Genomic DNA, 17,966 nt, shown 5'->3' on the forward strand with positions numbered 1-17,966 from the left:
AAAACTCAATGCATAATATCTTTATTATCTACACAGGTGGGACCATTGGAATGGTTAAAGATGAAACAGGAACATTCGTTCCTTTCGACTTTGAATTGATCAAACGTAATCTCCCTGATTTAAGTCGCTTAGACTATAAGCTGACCGTGCACTCTTTCGAACCTATAATCGATTCATCCAACATGAAGCCTGAAATATGGATTGAAATGGCACAAATTATTAAGGATAACTATGCGAATTACGACGGTTTTGTTATTCTACATGGTTCCGATACAATGGCTTTTACGGCCTCCGTACTGAGCTTTATGTTGGAAGGACTCCAAAAACCGGTCATTTTATCCGGCTCTCAGCTACCTATCGGTGAGATCCGAACGGACGCCAGGGAAAATATGATGACAGCGTTGGAAATCGCTTCGGCGAAGCAGGATGGCATCTCCATTATCCAAGAGGTATGTATTCTTTTCGACAATAAATTATTCCGCGGCAATCGCTCATTTAAATATAATTCGGCCAAATTTGAGGCCTTTAGATCGCCAAACTACCCCGTATTGGTCGAAGCCGGTATTCACCTCAAATACAATACAGATGCTTTATTAAATAATATTGATAAAGAATTTATCCTACATACCAAACTGGACAACAGGGTAGCTGTATTAAAATTATTTCCGGGAATCTCTGCGCAAACTATCAAAGCAGTCCTGGATTCCGATGTCCGCTCCATAGTTATGGAAACATTCGGATCGGGCAATACAACCACCGACACTTGGTTTCTGGATCTATTGAAGGAAGCCATTGAACAAGGTAAAAATATCCTCAACATTTCACAATGTAAAGTAGGGTCTGTTGAATTAGGTCGTTATGAGACTTCACAAGGACTTAAATCTATCGGCGTGCTCAATGGCTACGACCTTACATTTGAAGCGGCAGTAACCAAATTGATGTATCTTCAAGGTGAGTTAGAAGATCAAAAAGAAGTCGCTTATTGGATTGAAAAGGATATTCGTGGTGAATTGACAATCAATGACTAATGACCAACGGTACAAAAGTATAAAAAGGGAGCTGCACGTCATGTAGCTCCCTTTTTATGATCAATTTCTATGAATTCCTCCCGCAGATTTATTTGCGAGAAAAGGTGATATTCCTATTCGTGCGTCAAACTAGCCAGCACTTCCGCAACAACAAAATTGCTTCCGCCAACAAAAATTAGGTTACCTTGCTGATACGCCTCTTTTGCTGCATCAAACGCGGCTTCCACGGATGGATAATCGAGTCCAACTAGACCAAATTCCAAAGCTTCTTTCCGCAACTCATCCGCTGGCATTGCACGCGGCATATCCGGAGCGGAGAAATAATAGATTGCATCCTTCGGTAGATAAGGCAACATATGGGATAAATCCTTATCACGCATTGCCCCTATCACAAAGTGCAATTTATCATAAACTGTTGTCGCCAAATTTTTGAGCACTTCATGAATTCCGTCCTCGTTATGCCCTGTATCGCAGATGATAAATGGATCCTTAGACAATTGTTGCCACCGTCCTTGAATTCCTGTACTTGCTTGCACGTTTTTCAGCGCGTGATGAATATGTTGATCACTGATCTCAAAGCCCAGTTGACGCAACTCATCCACAGCTAATAACACGCCGGCAAGATTTTTCACCTGATAAGAGCCTTTAAGATCGAGCTGATATGTTGCTTGATGACCGTTAGGATCAATAGCCTGCACTGTTAAATAATCTTGATCGACGGCCAGCATCTTGGTCTCATACTTGTCAGAAGCGAATTGTATCGGTGCATGCTCGATTGCTGCTTTACCCACAAACACAGCAGCCGTTTCTTCGGCATATTCCGAAATAACGACAGGTGTATCTCTTTTGATAATTCCCGCCTTCTCCGCAGCAATTTCTGCCAGTGTATTACCGAGAAGATTCATGTGATCAAAACCGATATTGGTAATTACGGACAGCAAAGGCTGAATAATATTGGTGCTATCCAAACGCCCGCCAAGGCCGACTTCAATGACAGCGATATCAACCTTATTCTTCTCGAAATAATCAAAAGCCATGGCTACAGTAATTTCGAAAAAGGATGGACTGACTTCTTCTATCAGTTCGCGATGGGTATTGACAAAATCGACAACAAATTCTTGCTCACATAACTGTCCATTGACACGAATACGTTCTCTGAAATCCAGTAAATGTGGTGAAGTATAGAGGCCGGTCTTATAGCCTGCTTCGGCCAAAATAGCGGCCAACATATGGGAGGTAGATCCCTTTCCGTTTGTGCCAGCAATATGTAACGTTTTGAATTTTCGCTGTGGGTTGTCCAAAGCAGCGCAAAGTTTGATGGTATTGTCAAGGTCTTTTTTGAAGGCAGAGGCGCCATCCCTTGTAAACATAGGCAATCGAGTATACAGATACTCGATTGCCTCATTATAAGCATTCATGTGAATGATTTTTATCTTAATCTAAAATTGAACACAATCCGTCCCGTCTGTGAGTCGGGAGCATTCGGCAATTGGTTTAGCCTAGCGCCACGTACAGCGCGCTCACATTTCTCCAATAACGATGGATCGGTGATCGTCGTTCCTTTTACACCAGCACGCGCATAGGTGATAACCCCTTGCTTATTGACTCTAAACTCCACAGCAACCTTTCCTGCTTGCTGTCCATTATCGTCGATACTTGGTCGTTGTGTAAAGCTTCGATTTTCGATGGACAACATCATGTTACCGTTTCCAGATCCCCCTTCGCCATAATTACTTGCTAAAGGATCACCTAGTTTGGACCCCTGATTTCCAGGTGTTGTCCCTGTACCATCACCAGCTCCTTTACCATTGTTTTTATTCCCTTTAAAAAGTGCTTTAGCATTTGCCTGAGGAGCCACTTCTTTCACTTCTTTGGTGGTTTCAGGCGCCTTTGATACTACCTTTTTTTCAGTTTTTGTTACCGCAGGAGCATCTTCCAGATCCTGGGTAGCGACTGCCTTCTCCGCAACTTGCTGCGTTGGAGTTGGGGTAGGTGTTTCGACAGGATCGATACGGTCTGGGCGTTCATTATTCGCATTGGGATCTACAGAAGGTTCCTCAACGCTCATATAGTCATCCCCCATACCTTCGGGTGATGTTCCATAATTAACGATCATTCCCCCCATTCCATATTCATCTGGAGCCTGTGCCTTAAAAACAACAAAAAAACCAATCAAGAGCAACGATGCCATGACTAGAGTCGATATCCCCAACGCTTTGGGGAAATTATTTTCTTCATGTTGAAGATGATATCTCATCGCATTAATCTCCTATATTAACATATGAACAATAAACTTTCAAAAAGTTTAATTATTCTTACTTATCTTTTTTGGGTTCTGTTGCCAATACCACTTTAATCTTCAATCGATTCGCTACATCCATAACAGAAATAACATTTTGAATGGGAACCGTATTATCGACATAGAGCATAATTGTCACTTCCTCGCCTGCAGCCATTTGGGATTGAATTGCAGCCTCCAATCCTTCAATTGGAACGGGTGTTTTATCAATAAAATAGCCCAAATCTTTTGTAATCGATACCGTGACGGTCTTTTTAGCAACAGATTGTTCTCCCGCACTTGACTTTGGTAACAATAGCTTCACCACTTGCGGATTAGAAACTGCAGAAGCCAACAGGAAGAATAACATCAGGAAAAACATGATGTCATTCAGCGCTGAAGTATGTACTTCCGCAGATGGTTTATTTTTTCTACTTCGTAAGTTCATTATCTTCCGGGTTCATCCAATAAATCAATAAATTCTACTGCATCCGTTTCCATCCGTAAAATCAATCGTTCCACCATCATATTCAGGATATGGTAGCCCAAATAAGCTAAGATACCCACCGCAAGACCTGATGCAGACGATACCATTTTTACATATAGTCCCCCAGATACAGAAGCAATATCAATACCACCAGCTAATTCCACGTCGTGGAAAATCTTAATTACTCCAAAGATCGTACCTACGAAACCAAGCATAGGGGCAATACCAGCAATAATACCCAAAATATTGATGTTCTTTTCTAACTTGGCAACTTCCAATTTACCCACGTTTTCGATCGCTCCTTCAATATCTTTGATCGGTCTGCCGACACGCAACAAGCCTTTTTGCAACATACGTCCCAAAGCTGAGTTACTTGAACGAACTACAGCTAATGCCGAATCCAGATTCCCGGACAACACATTTGCCTTTACTTGCGACATTAAGCTGTTGTCATATTTTGCAGCACGACGAATCGTCAAATAACGCTCAAAAAAGATAACCAATCCAATAAAGAACAACAATAGGATTGGAACCATAATCCATCCCCCTTTGATCATCATATCGATCAAACTCATGTTTTCTGTAGGCGCAGCAGCAGGTAATGGTTGTTGTGCAGCTTGATTAAACGAATCCACAGCAGCCCGTGCTGTATCTTGTACTAATGACATAATTATTAATAGTTTTATATAGTTTCTATAATGTTTCTACCCATGCACCTTCAATCTTTTTCTCAACAGACTTCTTAGCGAGGTCTGCTTCGGATTTTGTCATGTAGGTGTTCAAGATAATTTTCTTTCTATTTCTTTTAAATTTTCCCTCTACAGCGCGTGCCGTTTTGTAGCCCATTTCGCGAAGACGCTTAGCTTCCTGCTCGGCTTGTGCCATTGTCTTTGCAGAACCTATTACCAATTGATATTTGGGCTGCGCTACAGGAATAGATTCTTTAATCACAGGATTTGCTTCCAGAACCGGAGGTTTTGCTGCAGCATTGGTCGCTGGCACAGCAGCTGCATTTTTAACAGAATCGGCTACATTGCGCTTAGCCAAAGAATCGATTTTCCGAAGACTATCGGCTTGCGTATTGGACAAGGTATCGGCAGGCATGATCGGCTTTTGTTGAACAAGGGTATCTGCCGCTTTTACAACAGGTTTGGTCGACCCGAATAAAGATTCCTTCAACGCAGGATTGGTGTATACGACCGCAACAGCAACCATTGCCAGTACAATAATTCCAGTCATCCAATACCAGATCGCATTTGAACTGCGCGGCTCTTCCTCATAGATATTTGGTGCGTAGGTTGAGTTGGCATTAGCCGACGCAATAGCACCGATTTCTTTTTTTGAAGCGATTTCTTCCTTTGGAGTAACCGATTGATTGCTATCAGCTATCAAAGCTGCATCTGCAGGTTCAAGCTCCTCCGCTTCCCCTTTTGCTAATGGCGACTCTTCGGTTTCATCATCATTAAGATCATTTGCCAATTCAGTTTCCTGTACAGTCTCATTCACTACAGAATCCGTTACAACGACTGGCTCGTGTGCTGTTTCAGCTTCTTCTTTCGCCTCTTCAACCGCAATCGTTTCGTCTCGATCTGCCGTATCCGAAATAGACTCCTCGACAGGCTCTACGTTATCATCAGCTTCCACCACAGGATCTTCTTCAACAACAGGGGCATCTTCAACAACTAAGTTCGTAAGTTCTTCTTCTTTGGCTTCTTCCAAAGACGAAACAACGGTTTCAATTTCTGGTGCAACAAGATTTGTAACGGGCTGGAAGTCGAATCCCGATAGATCCAAGGGTTTGAAGACTAAACTTGCGCCATAACTAATCAATAAGCCAAGATCATCCAATTTGACTTGTCCAAATTGCCCCAAATCAGCCCGCAGGTTCTCAACAGTTTCCGATAAGATCTGTTGCGCCTGATTGAGGCCCAAGTTTTCCTGTTGTTGGATATAATGAACAATATTAAATCCATGTTGAGCAGAGTAGTCCAGCTCAACATAAGAAATTGGTGGCAAAAACACATTATTTTGTTTATCGAACTGAGCCGGAGAATGAATTCGTTTGAACACACCTATTCCGGGCACGTATACTTCCGCATAACGTTTTAATAAACTATTGATGTTTTTGCCTAGATTCATCGCGCATTATTTTAAGATGCAAATTTATAATCTTAATTCGTTAAAACGAATAATTAAGACCACCAATTACATTAAAGCCCAATCTTGGGTAATACATATAACGTTCGTATTCTTTCCCAAAAATATTATTTGCTTTGACGAAAATACCAAATTGTTTTTTGATTCGGTATTCTGCGCCTGCATTAAGATCAGCAAATGAACCTATTGTTGCCTTATGCCCGCTGTTGGCAATACGGCTACCATCTGTGTTATAATCATAGATATATGCATAGGTATTGCCTTGTGTAGAAAGTTCAGCATCTACGAAAAATTTATCCGAAATATTGAAGCGTGCGTTCGCCTGCATACGGAATTTTGGCAATCCCCATGCTTCTTCCTCATCACTCAATTTATAATCGTCTATATACACTTTTCCGCCCAGATTAACCAGTTGTGAAAGACGTACATTGATTTCTCCTTCCAATCCCATATGTTTAGCCTTATTGATCACGCCATCATAAACAACATCAAAAGCCCAAGGCACATAACCGTTTTGACTATCACCAAATGCACTATTTTTAAATAAAGGCAGTCCTTCAATCTGCTTGTAGAATACCTTTACTTTATAACCAAATGTTGCACCGGCATTTCCTTTTAAACCCGCATAAACATTCATTTTCTCAATCGAGTTGATCATTTTAGCGTTAGGAGCCAAATACGGATTCTCTTTAGCGAAACTACGGAAAGAAGCTTGTTTTACGCCACCATTAATCCCGGCAAACAAAGAGATGTATTCAGGAGCCAAAGCAAAATCAGCCTCTACTGATGGGAAAATATTGAATCTTGAGCTATCGCCAAATTCAGAAGTTAAATTCGCACCCAAGGTTACGTTATAGTTGTCGCCCTTAAAACGAATATATGGATTGATAACCGCCAAATGATTTTTCACCTCAGCGCTATCTTTCACGTTATTCATTGTTACGCTTAAATTTGCCCCAACATTGAATGCACTTAAACGCTTATTCAAATAACCGGATAATGCAATCGAATTTTCTTTGGCTTTGTAGGCATCTTTAAACAAATAGCCATCAACTTTTGCGGAATAGCTTAATGCCTGCTCATTTTTTGGATCCACATTACTTGACAGCTCGCCATTCAAATAGATATCTGTAAAGGTCTGTTTATCCGGAGTCGTATTCAATAAAGTTGTTCCCGATTGATCAAAAGTCTGACCATAGAAATTCGTTCCATATCGATTGTATCCGATGGTACCTTTAACGGTTACCGCATCCAATACACGGCGACCAAAGATACCGATATCCTGTGTACTGAACTTCTGTCCATCAATATTACCCTTTTGGCTCAAATGTTTTGCAAATAAGCCAAACCGTGTGTTTTCAAACTGCTCAGAAGCTAAATAAGCCTCTCCCAATATACTGTTATAGTTACCGATACCAAATTTGACATAGTTGCTACTATGCTCAAAAGGTTGCGCAAAAGGAATCTCCTGTACATTCAATTGTTTCAAACCCGTATTGATATCCAATTTCTTGTCCAAAATATTGTTGTAGGACAATTTGGGTTGGTATTCCCGTTTGTTGGTCATATCCGGACTGCGGCGGATTTTTACAGCATCCGCAAGAATTGGTTTATAATCACGAACAACATCAAAAGAATCGATAGTGACCGGTTTTTCAGGATCATTCTTCTTGCCTGTTTCCTGTGCAAAAGAATTCAATCCCACGCCCATCAAAAGCGCTGCTAAAGTATATTTCTTCACGTTTCTATTTTGCAACTTCTTCATTGTATCCTATTTCTTTTTGTTGTTCAATTTATTTAGACGTTCTTTTGCTGCTGGCAAAATATCATCTTTCGCATCATAGTTATCCACAATCGATTCAAGTGTAGCTTTTGCTTGGAAGGTATCCCCCTTACCTGCATAAGCATCTGCCATAGTGATAAAACTTTTCGCTACCCAATATTCGTACGAAGAGAAATTATCAGATAGATCCATAGCTGTCTTAATACAAGCATCGTATTGTTTATTTTCCAATTGCAGAACTGCAACATTGTATTTTGCTTCTGCACCGAAGACGGTACGGCTCTTCAATGCTGCTAAACTGAATTCTTTCATGGCTTCAGTTTTCTTATTCTGCTTCACATAACATTTACCGGCATACAAGAAAGCATTTGCGATCTCCTCTTCCGAAGACTTCTCGTAATTCTTGACAGCATTGGTATAATTTAATGCTTCTTTATAATCCCCAATCTGGAAATAAGAGACCATTAAGTTATTGATTGCGAAACCATAGTTAGCCTTATACTCAGAAGTAAGCTCCAGTTTTTTCAACAACTGTGTCGCTTCGTTATATTTCTTTTGTTTCAAATATAAATTGGAAACCGAAATCAACGTGCGTTCTGTATAAGGAGACGTCCAGTCATTCAAGATAATATTGTAATCATGTAATGCATCTTCTGTATTACCCAGAGCTGCGTTACTTTCAGCACGAACAAAACGTGCATATTTCTCTTGATTTGGTTTCGGGAATTTGTCGAAATATGCATTTACAGCTTCCACCGCCCCTTGATAATTACCTCTTGAGAATAAAGTCGTCGCAGTCGAGAATGAACGTGAATCTTGTTCAGATTTCGAAACGTCACCTAAATTTGTTCCCGTTGCATATTTGATATATCCTGTTGCATCGCCTTTGTCCAAATAGATGTTCTCAATGGAACGCATGGCCTGTCTTGCTTCATCTGTTGATGCATATTGATCAACTACACGTTGGAAGGTTGCCAATGCAGCATCATTGTTATCTTGATTATACTGAACTAAACCGATCGTCACCAAAGCACGTGGCACATAACTACTGCGCGGATATTTTTCAACCATTGTTTGAAGGCCTGCAATTGCCTGATCACTTTCTCCCATCAAGAAACGTGTATAAGGAATCTCAAAAGCAATATCGTCGGCATAATTCGAACTCGGGAATTGCGCAATAACAGCATTCAATGTTGAAATTTTACCATTATTATCCCCTTGTAATCCTTGAATAATACCACGCTGGAATAACGCGTAATCCTGACTAGGAGCTTTAGAGGAAATTAATTTATTGTATTCTGTTAATGCTCTACCGTAGTTTTTCGAAGAGAAATAAGAATCACCTAAGCGTGCAATTGCATCATTACGTGTATTCATTTCAATTCCTTTCGAACCACCAGACGCTAAGAAACGCTCGAAGTAATTTGCCGCCGTGCTGTAGTTACCATTACGGAAAGCCGCATAGGCTAACGCATAATTGGCATAGCCATACACATCCGTTTTGCTAGCTCCTGGTAAACGTAAGAATTTATTGAAATTTGTAACCGCTTCACCATATTTACGAACTTCGTACATTGCTTCCGCTTTCCAATAGGTGGCTAAAGCGTAAATTTCCTCGTCATAACGAAACTCTTCGGAGCGCATGAATAGGGAAATTGCATTTTCAAAAGCGCGCTCGTTATAATATTCCAAACCTCTGTAGTAGGTTACCTTTTGATAAGCTGCGTTTGCTTCTTTTCCACGTTTAGGGATAGATTCCAAAATATCAACTGCTTCGCGGTAGTTTTTTGTACTCAACAATACTTCAGCAAGTAAAGTTTTCGCTTCCTCCAAACGTTTCGATTTTGGATACGTTTTCAAGTATTCTTGTGTAGAAGCCAAAGCCACTTGGTGGAATTCCAACTCATACGAAAGCTTAGCATAGTTGAATAAGCCCTCTTCTTGCATTGCCGGATCAAAATCCAATTTCGAAGCCCGGAAAAATGCATTACGCGCAGATTGCTTATTGCCTTTCTTCAAGAAAGCATCACCTAGGGTAATCATCGCAGACTGATAATAAGCGTCAGGCTCGGTCATTTTTTCCAACTCTGCGATCGCTTTATCGTAATCCTTCAATTTGTAGGCAATGTAACCAATTTGGTAGCTATCCTGATTATTCTGCGTCTTACCTTGATCTTGTGCCTGGAATTTATCGTAATACTCTTTTGATGTTTTTAAATCACCTTTGATAAAGTATGTTGCCGCTATAATGCGGAACATCTCTGTTTCATTTTCTTGTTTTGTTCGCGACAAAATTGGCAATGCATAATCCAATACATCGTCGTAGCGTTTATCCAAGAAATACAAAGCAGTGATATAATAGGGGTAACTATTTTCGAATTGTTTGGATCCATTCAAACGTTCAAATTCGTTCAATGCTGTTTTATATTCTGCGTCGAGATACGATAAATAAGCGTAATAATAGATGGAAGCTTCCTGAAATTCAGTTTTTTGATCTTTCAATCCTTCAAATAATGGTTTCGCCGTTTTATAATCCTTTGTCATAAAGGAAGCATATCCATATTTAAAGCGATATTCTACATTTTCTTTACCTGCTAAATTTTTGCTATCGATCTTGTTAAACCACTCTAAGGCCTTAACATAATCTTTTTTAGCATAATAGGATTTACCGATTTGAAAATAAGCTGCTTTAGCATTTGCACTGACAGGGAAATCTTTAATGTATTTCAGAAAACGGTTTTCGGCATCGGATTCGCCCAATTCCAGTGCGCAAACCGCTTGATAGTACCGTACGTTCTCTTTCAACAAAGACAGTTCCTCTGTTTCGTCCAATTGCAAGTTGGATTTTGTCCGCAAAGCTTCAACGCGATCAAATTGGGCTGAAGCAGAACTAAATTTTCCGCGTTCATACAATTCCATTCCTGTTTTATACGCCTTGTTGATTTGTTGCCATTCTGTCTGTTGCGCTAATGCTGGCGTCGCCATAACGGTTAATGCAACTCCCACCTGGTAAATCTTCTTATACATAATATGTGAAACCTTAATATGTTATTTATCTGCAAATGTAAATGAATCTCCCTCCAACCCGCGATAAATTTGCTTTAACCGGCGAATTTATCAAAAGCTTCTCAGCCATGAAAGGCTTTAAGATAGCCCCAAATTTATTGAAAATCAATTCAAGTCTCCACTTCTTGGGGAGATAGTTTTATTCATTTTACTAAATTATACTTTAATTGAGCTATTTTACACAAAAGTTATTAACATCTGTGAATAATCCTGTATTATAACGGAAATTTTGCACAAAAAATATGCCCGACAAAAAATAAAGTCAGGCATACTATTGTTGCATTAGAAAACAGTGTTATTTAGTCTCACACGTGCATTAACGCAGAGCGAAGCCAATTTCAACTATCCGCGTTGCCCTGCTAGTAGATACAAGACAGCCATGCGCACAGCAACACCATTTTCAACCTGATCCAAAATAATTGAATGTTCGCTGTCCGCGACATCCGATGTGATTTCGACCCCTCGATTGATTGGTCCGGGGTGCATAATTGTAATTGGCTTCTCTAAAGAATCCAAAATCTCTTTATTCAATCCATATAGCATGGAATATTCTCTTAAGGAAGGGAAATAGGCAATATCCTGACGCTCCAATTGAATCCGTAACATATTTGCAACATCGCACCAGTTCAGCGCTTTTCTCAAATCATGCTCTACCTTTACACCCAATGAGGTAATATGTTTAGGAATTAATGTGGTCGGACCACAAACCATCACTTCAGCACCTTGCTTTTGAAGACATAAGATATTCGACAAGGCAACGCGTGAATGTGTGATATCCCCAACAATAGCTACTTTACGACCAGCGACATCGCCATAGCGTTCACGAATTGAAAATGAATCAAGCAAAGCTTGTGTAGGGTGTTCATGTGCTCCGTCACCTGCATTGACAATCTGAGCATCAACATGTTTACTTAGAAATACCCCAGCCCCGGCATAGGGATGTCGCATTACAATCATATCAACCTTCATGGCCAGAATATTGTTCACCGTATCGATGAGTGTCTCGCCTTTACTTACGGAAGAGGAGGATGCTGCAAAATTCACGATATCCGCAGAAAGCCTCTTTTCAGCTAGCTCAAACGACAAGCGTGTACGTGTAGAATTTTCAAAAAACACGTTGGCAATCGTAATATCCCGTAATGAAGGAACCTTTTTGATCGGTCTATTTAATACCTCTTTGAAATTACTTGCTGTATCCAGGATCAATTGGATATCGTTCTCATTTAGATCTTTGATCCCCAATAAATGGCGGGTACTTAATTGTTCTGCTACAGATGACATTTTATAGTATATTCAAATATTTACTAATCATTTTTTATTGAAAGTGCCTGTTTCCAAAGGTTACCTATAACCTTCAGCTATATGGTCATAACACCGCTATGAATCGCTAGCTGACGTCTTTTTTTCCGTAATCAAGATAATACTATCCTGATCCTCTGACTCTTTCCAGTTAACAATTACTTTTTGTGAATCAATAGAATCTACCTGTATTCCGATATAATCAGGCTGAATAGGAATCTGTCTAGAGAACCGGCGATCGACCAAAACAAGCAATTCTATTCTTCTTGCACGGCCAAATGCCTGTACAGCATCCATTGCCGCACGAATAGTACGTCCCGTCCATAAGACATCATCTATAAAGATGACCTCTTTACCTTCTACAATAAAATTGATATTTGTGCTATTTGCTAAGAGTGGACCGGTATTCCCTTTCGTACGGAAATCATCACGATAAAAGGTAATATCCAAATCGCCAACTAAAATTTCTTTTCCGATCATTTGTTCAAGCTCTTTGACGATACGTCTCGCTAAGAAAGTTCCTCGGGGTTGAATACCTATGACGACAGCATTTGAAAAATCACCGTGATTCTCAATCAATTGACGACATAGTCTTTGAATTGTGATTTGAAATTTTGGTCCGTCTAATAAAATCGACTGTTTCATTATGGGAATGTTTGAGCAAAGCTACACTTTTTTTAACAAAAATGAAGCTATGAACGGCAATTAATTTCAATAGTTGCATCCAACTGGCACAATAACAAAAAGTGATTTAAACAAAGAATATCTTCGTTTTAAGGAAATTTACAAAGCTATTATCCGAGTATATTACCAGGTTTTGCAGTCCTATACAATACACTTTTTCAACCGTTTACAGCAAATTCCATAGCATCGAAATGTTATACATGGAGATTATTCGTCGAGCTGGGTAGGTTTATTATTCCGTGCGAAAAAATATACCGGTACACCGATTAATACAAGGATAAAGCCGGGCCAGGTGTATTGTGGCTTATAGATAATTAATAATACACAAAAGACCGTACCGATCAACAGGTACAAGATTGGTGTAATCGGAAAAAGGAAGGTTTTATAGGAGCGATCCAAATCGGGTCTTCGTACACGCTGAATAATAACCCCCAACACTGTAATCATATAAAATATAACAATAACAAAAGATATCATATCCAGCAAGTTGCCATATTGTCCGCTTAGACAAAGTAACGAAGCCCAGATTCCCTGAAGCCATAACGATCGCGCAGGCACATCATATTTGTTATTGGGAATTGCCTGTTTCAGAAACAGTCCATCTTTTGCCATGGTCTGAAAAACACGCGCTCCAGACAGTGCAAGTCCGTTCACACAACCAAAGGTCGAGATCATAACCAAAATTGCCATCGCTACCGTACCGCTATGCCCTAATATTTTTTCAGCAGCCGCAATAGCTACCCGATCATTGGCTGCAAAAGCAATTTCCTCTCGATTTAAAGCCGCCAGGTAAATGTAATTACAACTTATATAGAGCAACATCACCAGGCTCGTCCCGATAACCAATGCCCGAACGACATTACGCTGTGGATTGACAATTTCCCCGGAAACAAACGTGACATTTTCCCAGGCCACACTGCTAAATACCGAACCGACCATGGCCGCTGCCAAAGCCCCCATCAATACGCCGCCCGAGATCTGCGACCAGCCAGCACCTTTTAAATTCTGGAAGGAATCCCAGCCATAAGCCATATTTTCTGAAAAATGATTTTCCTTAATCAAGAGCAAACCACCTAAAATCAGTAAAATCAAGGCAATAATTTTTGCTGAGGTAAAGAAAGATTGAACAGCTTTTCCACTCTTAATCCCTCTCGTATTGATGAAGGTAAGGAGTATAATAACAGCCATAGCAACAATCTGTATCCAGGTAATCTTAAACTCTCCACGCTGAAATAACGGTGCTGCATCATTTAGCTGAGGGATGAGATAGGCCGTAAACTTGCCAAAAGCAACAGCTACAGCCGCTATAGTCCCCGTTTGAATGACTGTAAATAAGCTCCAGCCATATAAAAAGCCGATTGGCTTCCCAAATATTTCTGTCAGATAGGTATATTGTCCACCAGCCTTCGGATACATCGACGACAATTCGCCATAGCAGATTGCCGCCGCAACAGTGGCCAATGCGGTCAATAACCAAACTATCGCCAACCAATATCCGGATCCCAGCTGCCGCATCATATCACTCGATACAATAAAAATACCGCTTCCGATCATCGACCCCATGACCAGCATTACTGCATCCCACAATTTTAATTGACGTTTCATCATAACTTAAGCTTGGTTTTATATGGCGTTAAGCTAAGAAAAAATAATCAAAAAAAGCTGCCCTTTCCTACATCGCATCAAAAAGTATTTCTCCTTTTCGAATGCCTGTAGTAAAGGGCAGCTCCTTTGGGTAAGATGATGTCTCTAATTGTTACTCAACACCATACTGTTGTTTATACGATTTTTCTAAATCGGTCACTTGCTGTAGCAATTGTTTTTCCGAAGTAGAGGCTAAAATACTCTTATAGGCTCCCAAAGCACGTAAAGCCGTTCCAATATTGGAATATTCAAGCTCAGGTTTCGTTTGGGCAATATCTTGGTACCAACGCATATTTTGGGTCATAAACTTCAAATTGCGGTTTACGATCTCATTCGCACGCTTTGTTTCACCAGTTTCATACAACACATTGACAATTGGAATATAGCCTAAAATATCGCGCATCAAATAAACACGTTTTGGCATTTTCTCATACGTTTCAACAGCGACTTTACGCGCCTCATCCTTATGACCTTCCATCATCAACTGTGTCGCTGTACCACCCATTACGGTATTTGTAATCATGGTAATCATGCGGTAAGATTCAGGATCCAGGTACGAAGCATGTGCCATATTACCCCATTGGTATTTCGTAGTAATGTCTTTATAAGCAGACTGTGTATCAACCAATGTACCTTCCGCCCCGGCAGGAGTTGCAATCGGCATTAAACGCAGTGCAAAGCCCTCTTGGACCAGATATTTATCTAAACCAAGGTAGTTATCATTTGGAACTGTTGCCGCAAAATAAATTGGACGTTTCCAATCGTTATTCAACAATACGTTTAAGATTGATAATTCTGCTCTAGAGATATAATTTCTATTGTAGGTCCAGCTCATGGTATCGACAATAGATTCTTGCCAAGCTTTAGGAACGACATTATTTTTCAGAACAGATTCTTTATTCACCGGAAGGCTAAAGTTTTTGGTTGGCAAGAAGTTTTCAAACTTACCACCTCTCAATTCCAATTTGTTCTTCTGGTCGTCAGACAATAAAATCTGCATGATCAAGTCCAGATCCACATGCCCGGGAACCTTCATATCCTGATAATAAAGCACTTCGCGAACGCCTTTTTTGAACTTTTCATCATCGATATTGATCGGTAAACCTTCGGCCTGATTCACTTTTTGCTTCATCTGGCGCATATACCAGTCCGAACTCAACAAACTTAAGTTTACGACACGCACATCTGGACGATAATTTTCAACTTCCTGTACATACCACAAAGGATAGGTATCATTATCACCGTAAGTAAATAAAATCGCATTCGGTGCACAAGATGCTAAATAGTTTTTCGCTAAATCACGTGCAGTTGTTTTCTCCGAACGATCGTGATCATCCCAGTTTTGGAAGCCCAACAATACCGGAGCACCCAATAAACAAGCTACTGTAGCAGCACCGGCCGCTACTTTACCATCCACTTTTTTGCTTAAATAATCCGCGATAGCGAAAACCCCAAGCCCGATCCAGATCGCAAAGGCATAAAAGGAACCTGCATACGCATAGTCACGTTCACGTGGTTGAAGTGGACTTTGATTTAGATATAAAACAATTGCTAATCCTGTAAAGAAAAACAACAGCCCCACAATTCCCGCATCACGTTGTCTCTTTCCAAAATGCCAGAATGCACCAATTAAACCAATGATCAAAGGCAAGAAATAATATTTGTTATTCGAAGGATCAGTCTTCAATGAATCTGGAATGGCATTTTGTCCACCGACATGCATTTGGTCTACAGGTTTAGCACCTGAGATCCAATTACCCTCCGTAAACGAACCCTGACCTTGTTGGTCATTCTGACGACCGGCAAAATTCCACAAGAAATAACGGCCGTACATATGTCCGATCTGATAACTGAAAAAGAATTTCAGGTTATCGCCAAAAGTCGGCGACTGTCCTTCCGGAATTTTTAAGTAATCACGATAATATTCAATATGTCCCTGATCCCGTGAACTGTAGACACGCGGGAAAAACATCGTTTTATCGTATTTATAATCCATGCCGTTCTCCACTTTTGTATACTTATCCTTATCTTTTCTGTACGTGTAGGTCGGTTCGGCATCCACTACCTGCGCATCAAATGTAGGTCCGTTTAAAAGAGGCTCACTTGCATATTGCTCACGGCCAAGGTAGCTTACAAAAGAAAATGCATTATCCGGATCACTGTTATTTAACGTCGGATTTGCTTTGGCACGTACCATAATCATGGCAAAAGAGCTGTAACCAAAAATGATAAATGCTGCACTGATTAAAATCAGATTTAACATCGGTTTGACCTTTTTGATTGAATACCAGATCCCATATACGAAAAGAGCCACCGCTAAAATCATGAATAAGTTAAATCCAGTACCGAAGCCCATTCCCAGACTATTCACAAAGAACAGATCAAAATAGGCTGCCGCTTTAACGGTATATTGAATGATTCCCCATAAGATCAGCGCCAAAACAACTACACCAATTAAGAAGGCTTTGATCGCCCCCGAAGATGTCACAGTTTTTGAACGTTTAAAATAAATCACCAAAGCAATCGCCGGGATCACCAACAGGTTTAATAAGTGCACCCCAATAGAAAGTCCCATCACATAGGCGATAAAGATCAACCAACGGTCCGAACCGGCTTCATCGGCATGATTTTCCCATTTTAGAATACCCCAAAATACGACGGCTGTACATAAAGAAGACATGGCATAGACTTCGGACTCTACTGCTGAGAACCAAAATGTATCCGTAAAGGCATAGGCCAATGCACCAACAGCGCCCGAGCCAAATATTTTGATTAAATCGGTTGATGTATACGATCCATCAACACCCTTTACAACGATTTTCTTTGCTAAAGCTGTAATTGTCCAAAATAAAAACAAAATGGTCAGACCACTACATACCGCCGACCCTACATTCATCCAGAAAGCAATTCGTGTAACATCCCCACCGGCAAGGTTTGAGAATATATTTTGAATCATTAAGAATAAAGGTGCTCCTGGCTGGTGCACAATTTGAAGTTTAAAGGCTGAAGCGATAAACTCGCCACAGTCCCACCAGCTCGTCGATCGTTCGGCAGTCATGACATACGCTACAGTTGCAATTAGCGCACATATCCATCCTAAAAGATTGTTGATTTTAGTATAGTTCATAAAATGATAACTGTAAAAAGTATTATTAATACGGCTCGAAAATAAGGATAAGTTAATAAGAAATGAACTTTATTCTGATTTTTTAACACATATTAATTGAAAAAATTTCATTACGCGATCTAATATTGGCGACAAAGAAAGCACGTCCAAGTGCACTTGTACACTTTACAACCTGTTGACGGGATCTCCTTACCGAAAAAAAGGTTAGCACACTGAATTTTCAGGAGCAAACAAAAATTATTTATTTGAAAATCAGCTCCAATACACTTTACAACACATTTTTATTTGCAGAAATAAGAATAGTCCGTATATTTGCATCATCAAATGTGAACGACATCATCACGATAACGAACATTTTTGAATTGTTTGTCCGATAGTATAAGGGTAGTACGACAGTTTTTGGTTCTGTTTGT

The 17,966-nt window shown here is 40.1% G+C and carries 12 protein-coding genes; 1 reads left to right on the forward strand and 11 read right to left on the reverse strand.

Annotation, left to right across the window (positions count from 1 at the left end):
• Positions 1–8: 8 nt before the first annotated feature.
• The gene (locus tag AAW12_RS06205) at positions 9–1,028 is read left to right on the forward strand and encodes an asparaginase (protein ID WP_046672745.1); all 1,020 of its coding nucleotides are present in this window, start codon (positions 9–11) and stop codon (positions 1,026–1,028) included.
• A gap of 113 nt (positions 1,029–1,141) precedes the next feature.
• Here AAW12_RS06205 and AAW12_RS06210 read toward each other — a convergent pair whose 3' ends face one another.
• From AAW12_RS06210 to AAW12_RS06260, 11 genes are all read right to left on the reverse strand, one after another.
• Positions 1,142–2,446, reverse strand: a complete 1,305-nt coding sequence (locus tag AAW12_RS06210) for a bifunctional folylpolyglutamate synthase/dihydrofolate synthase (protein ID WP_046672746.1) — start codon at positions 2,444–2,446, stop codon at positions 1,142–1,144.
• Between the two features lie 11 nt (positions 2,447–2,457).
• On the reverse strand, positions 2,458–3,285 hold the full coding sequence (locus AAW12_RS06215; protein WP_046672747.1) for an energy transducer TonB: 828 nt from the start codon (positions 3,283–3,285) through the stop codon (positions 2,458–2,460).
• A 58-nt stretch (positions 3,286–3,343) separates the two neighbouring features.
• On the reverse strand, positions 3,344–3,754 hold the full coding sequence (locus tag AAW12_RS06220) for an ExbD/TolR family protein (RefSeq protein ID WP_046672748.1): 411 nt from the start codon (positions 3,752–3,754) through the stop codon (positions 3,344–3,346).
• Complete coding sequence (locus AAW12_RS06225) at positions 3,754–4,461, reverse strand: MotA/TolQ/ExbB proton channel family protein (RefSeq protein WP_046672749.1); 708 nt, start codon at positions 4,459–4,461, stop codon at positions 3,754–3,756. Before AAW12_RS06225 ends, AAW12_RS06220 begins: the two co-directional genes overlap by 1 nt.
• 25 nt (positions 4,462–4,486) lie before the next feature.
• The gene (locus tag AAW12_RS25350) at positions 4,487–5,932 is read right to left on the reverse strand and encodes an SPOR domain-containing protein (protein WP_053003542.1); all 1,446 of its coding nucleotides are present in this window, start codon (positions 5,930–5,932) and stop codon (positions 4,487–4,489) included.
• A 40-nt stretch (positions 5,933–5,972) separates the two neighbouring features.
• Entirely contained in the window at positions 5,973–7,715 is a 1,743-nt protein-coding gene (locus tag AAW12_RS06235) for a TonB-dependent receptor (protein ID WP_046672750.1), read from the reverse strand.
• A gap of 6 nt (positions 7,716–7,721) precedes the next feature.
• Positions 7,722–10,760, reverse strand: a complete 3,039-nt coding sequence (locus tag AAW12_RS06240) for a tetratricopeptide repeat protein (protein ID WP_046672751.1) — start codon at positions 10,758–10,760, stop codon at positions 7,722–7,724.
• Between the two features lie 381 nt (positions 10,761–11,141).
• A complete protein-coding gene (locus AAW12_RS06245; protein ID WP_046672752.1) occupies positions 11,142–12,080 on the reverse strand; it encodes an aspartate carbamoyltransferase catalytic subunit in 939 nt (312 codons plus the stop codon).
• Between the two features lie 96 nt (positions 12,081–12,176).
• Complete coding sequence (pyrR, locus tag AAW12_RS06250) at positions 12,177–12,743, reverse strand: bifunctional pyr operon transcriptional regulator/uracil phosphoribosyltransferase PyrR (RefSeq protein ID WP_046672753.1); 567 nt, start codon at positions 12,741–12,743, stop codon at positions 12,177–12,179.
• A 246-nt stretch (positions 12,744–12,989) separates the two neighbouring features.
• Positions 12,990–14,390 carry an APC family permease gene (locus tag AAW12_RS06255; RefSeq protein WP_231585216.1) on the reverse strand — a complete coding sequence of 467 codons (1,401 nt, stop codon included), beginning with the start codon at positions 14,388–14,390 and terminating at the stop codon, positions 12,990–12,992.
• Between the two features lie 148 nt (positions 14,391–14,538).
• Positions 14,539–17,553 (reverse strand): DUF2723 domain-containing protein, encoded by a 3,015-nt coding sequence (locus AAW12_RS06260; protein ID WP_046672754.1) that lies wholly within the window; start codon positions 17,551–17,553, stop codon positions 14,539–14,541.
• Between the last annotated feature and the right edge of the window lie 413 nt (positions 17,554–17,966).

The organism is Sphingobacterium sp. Ag1 (genome assembly GCF_000988325.1).
Lineage (GTDB): Bacteria > Bacteroidota > Bacteroidia > Sphingobacteriales > Sphingobacteriaceae > Sphingobacterium.

Excerpts from the sequence above, each read along its gene's own strand:
- AAW12_RS06205 (WP_046672745.1), top strand. The coding sequence starts at position 9 with ATGCATAATATCTTTATTATCTACACAGGTGGGACCATTGGAATGGTT.
- AAW12_RS06210 (WP_046672746.1), bottom strand. The coding sequence starts at position 2,446 with ATGAATGCTTATAATGAGGCAATCGAGTATCTGTATACTCGATTGCCT.
- AAW12_RS06215 (WP_046672747.1), bottom strand. The coding sequence starts at position 3,285 with ATGAGATATCATCTTCAACATGAAGAAAATAATTTCCCCAAAGCGTTG.
- AAW12_RS06220 (WP_046672748.1), bottom strand. The coding sequence starts at position 3,754 with ATGAACTTACGAAGTAGAAAAAATAAACCATCTGCGGAAGTACATACT.
- AAW12_RS06225 (WP_046672749.1), bottom strand. The coding sequence starts at position 4,461 with ATGTCATTAGTACAAGATACAGCACGGGCTGCTGTGGATTCGTTTAAT.
- AAW12_RS25350 (WP_053003542.1), bottom strand. The coding sequence starts at position 5,932 with ATGAATCTAGGCAAAAACATCAATAGTTTATTAAAACGTTATGCGGAA.
- AAW12_RS06235 (WP_046672750.1), bottom strand. The coding sequence starts at position 7,715 with ATGAAGAAGTTGCAAAATAGAAACGTGAAGAAATATACTTTAGCAGCG.
- AAW12_RS06240 (WP_046672751.1), bottom strand. The coding sequence starts at position 10,760 with ATGTATAAGAAGATTTACCAGGTGGGAGTTGCATTAACCGTTATGGCG.
- AAW12_RS06245 (WP_046672752.1), bottom strand. The coding sequence starts at position 12,080 with ATGTCATCTGTAGCAGAACAATTAAGTACCCGCCATTTATTGGGGATC.
- pyrR (WP_046672753.1), bottom strand. The coding sequence starts at position 12,743 with ATGAAACAGTCGATTTTATTAGACGGACCAAAATTTCAAATCACAATT.
- AAW12_RS06255 (WP_231585216.1), bottom strand. The coding sequence starts at position 14,390 with ATGATGAAACGTCAATTAAAATTGTGGGATGCAGTAATGCTGGTCATG.
- AAW12_RS06260 (WP_046672754.1), bottom strand. The coding sequence starts at position 17,553 with ATGAACTATACTAAAATCAACAATCTTTTAGGATGGATATGTGCGCTA.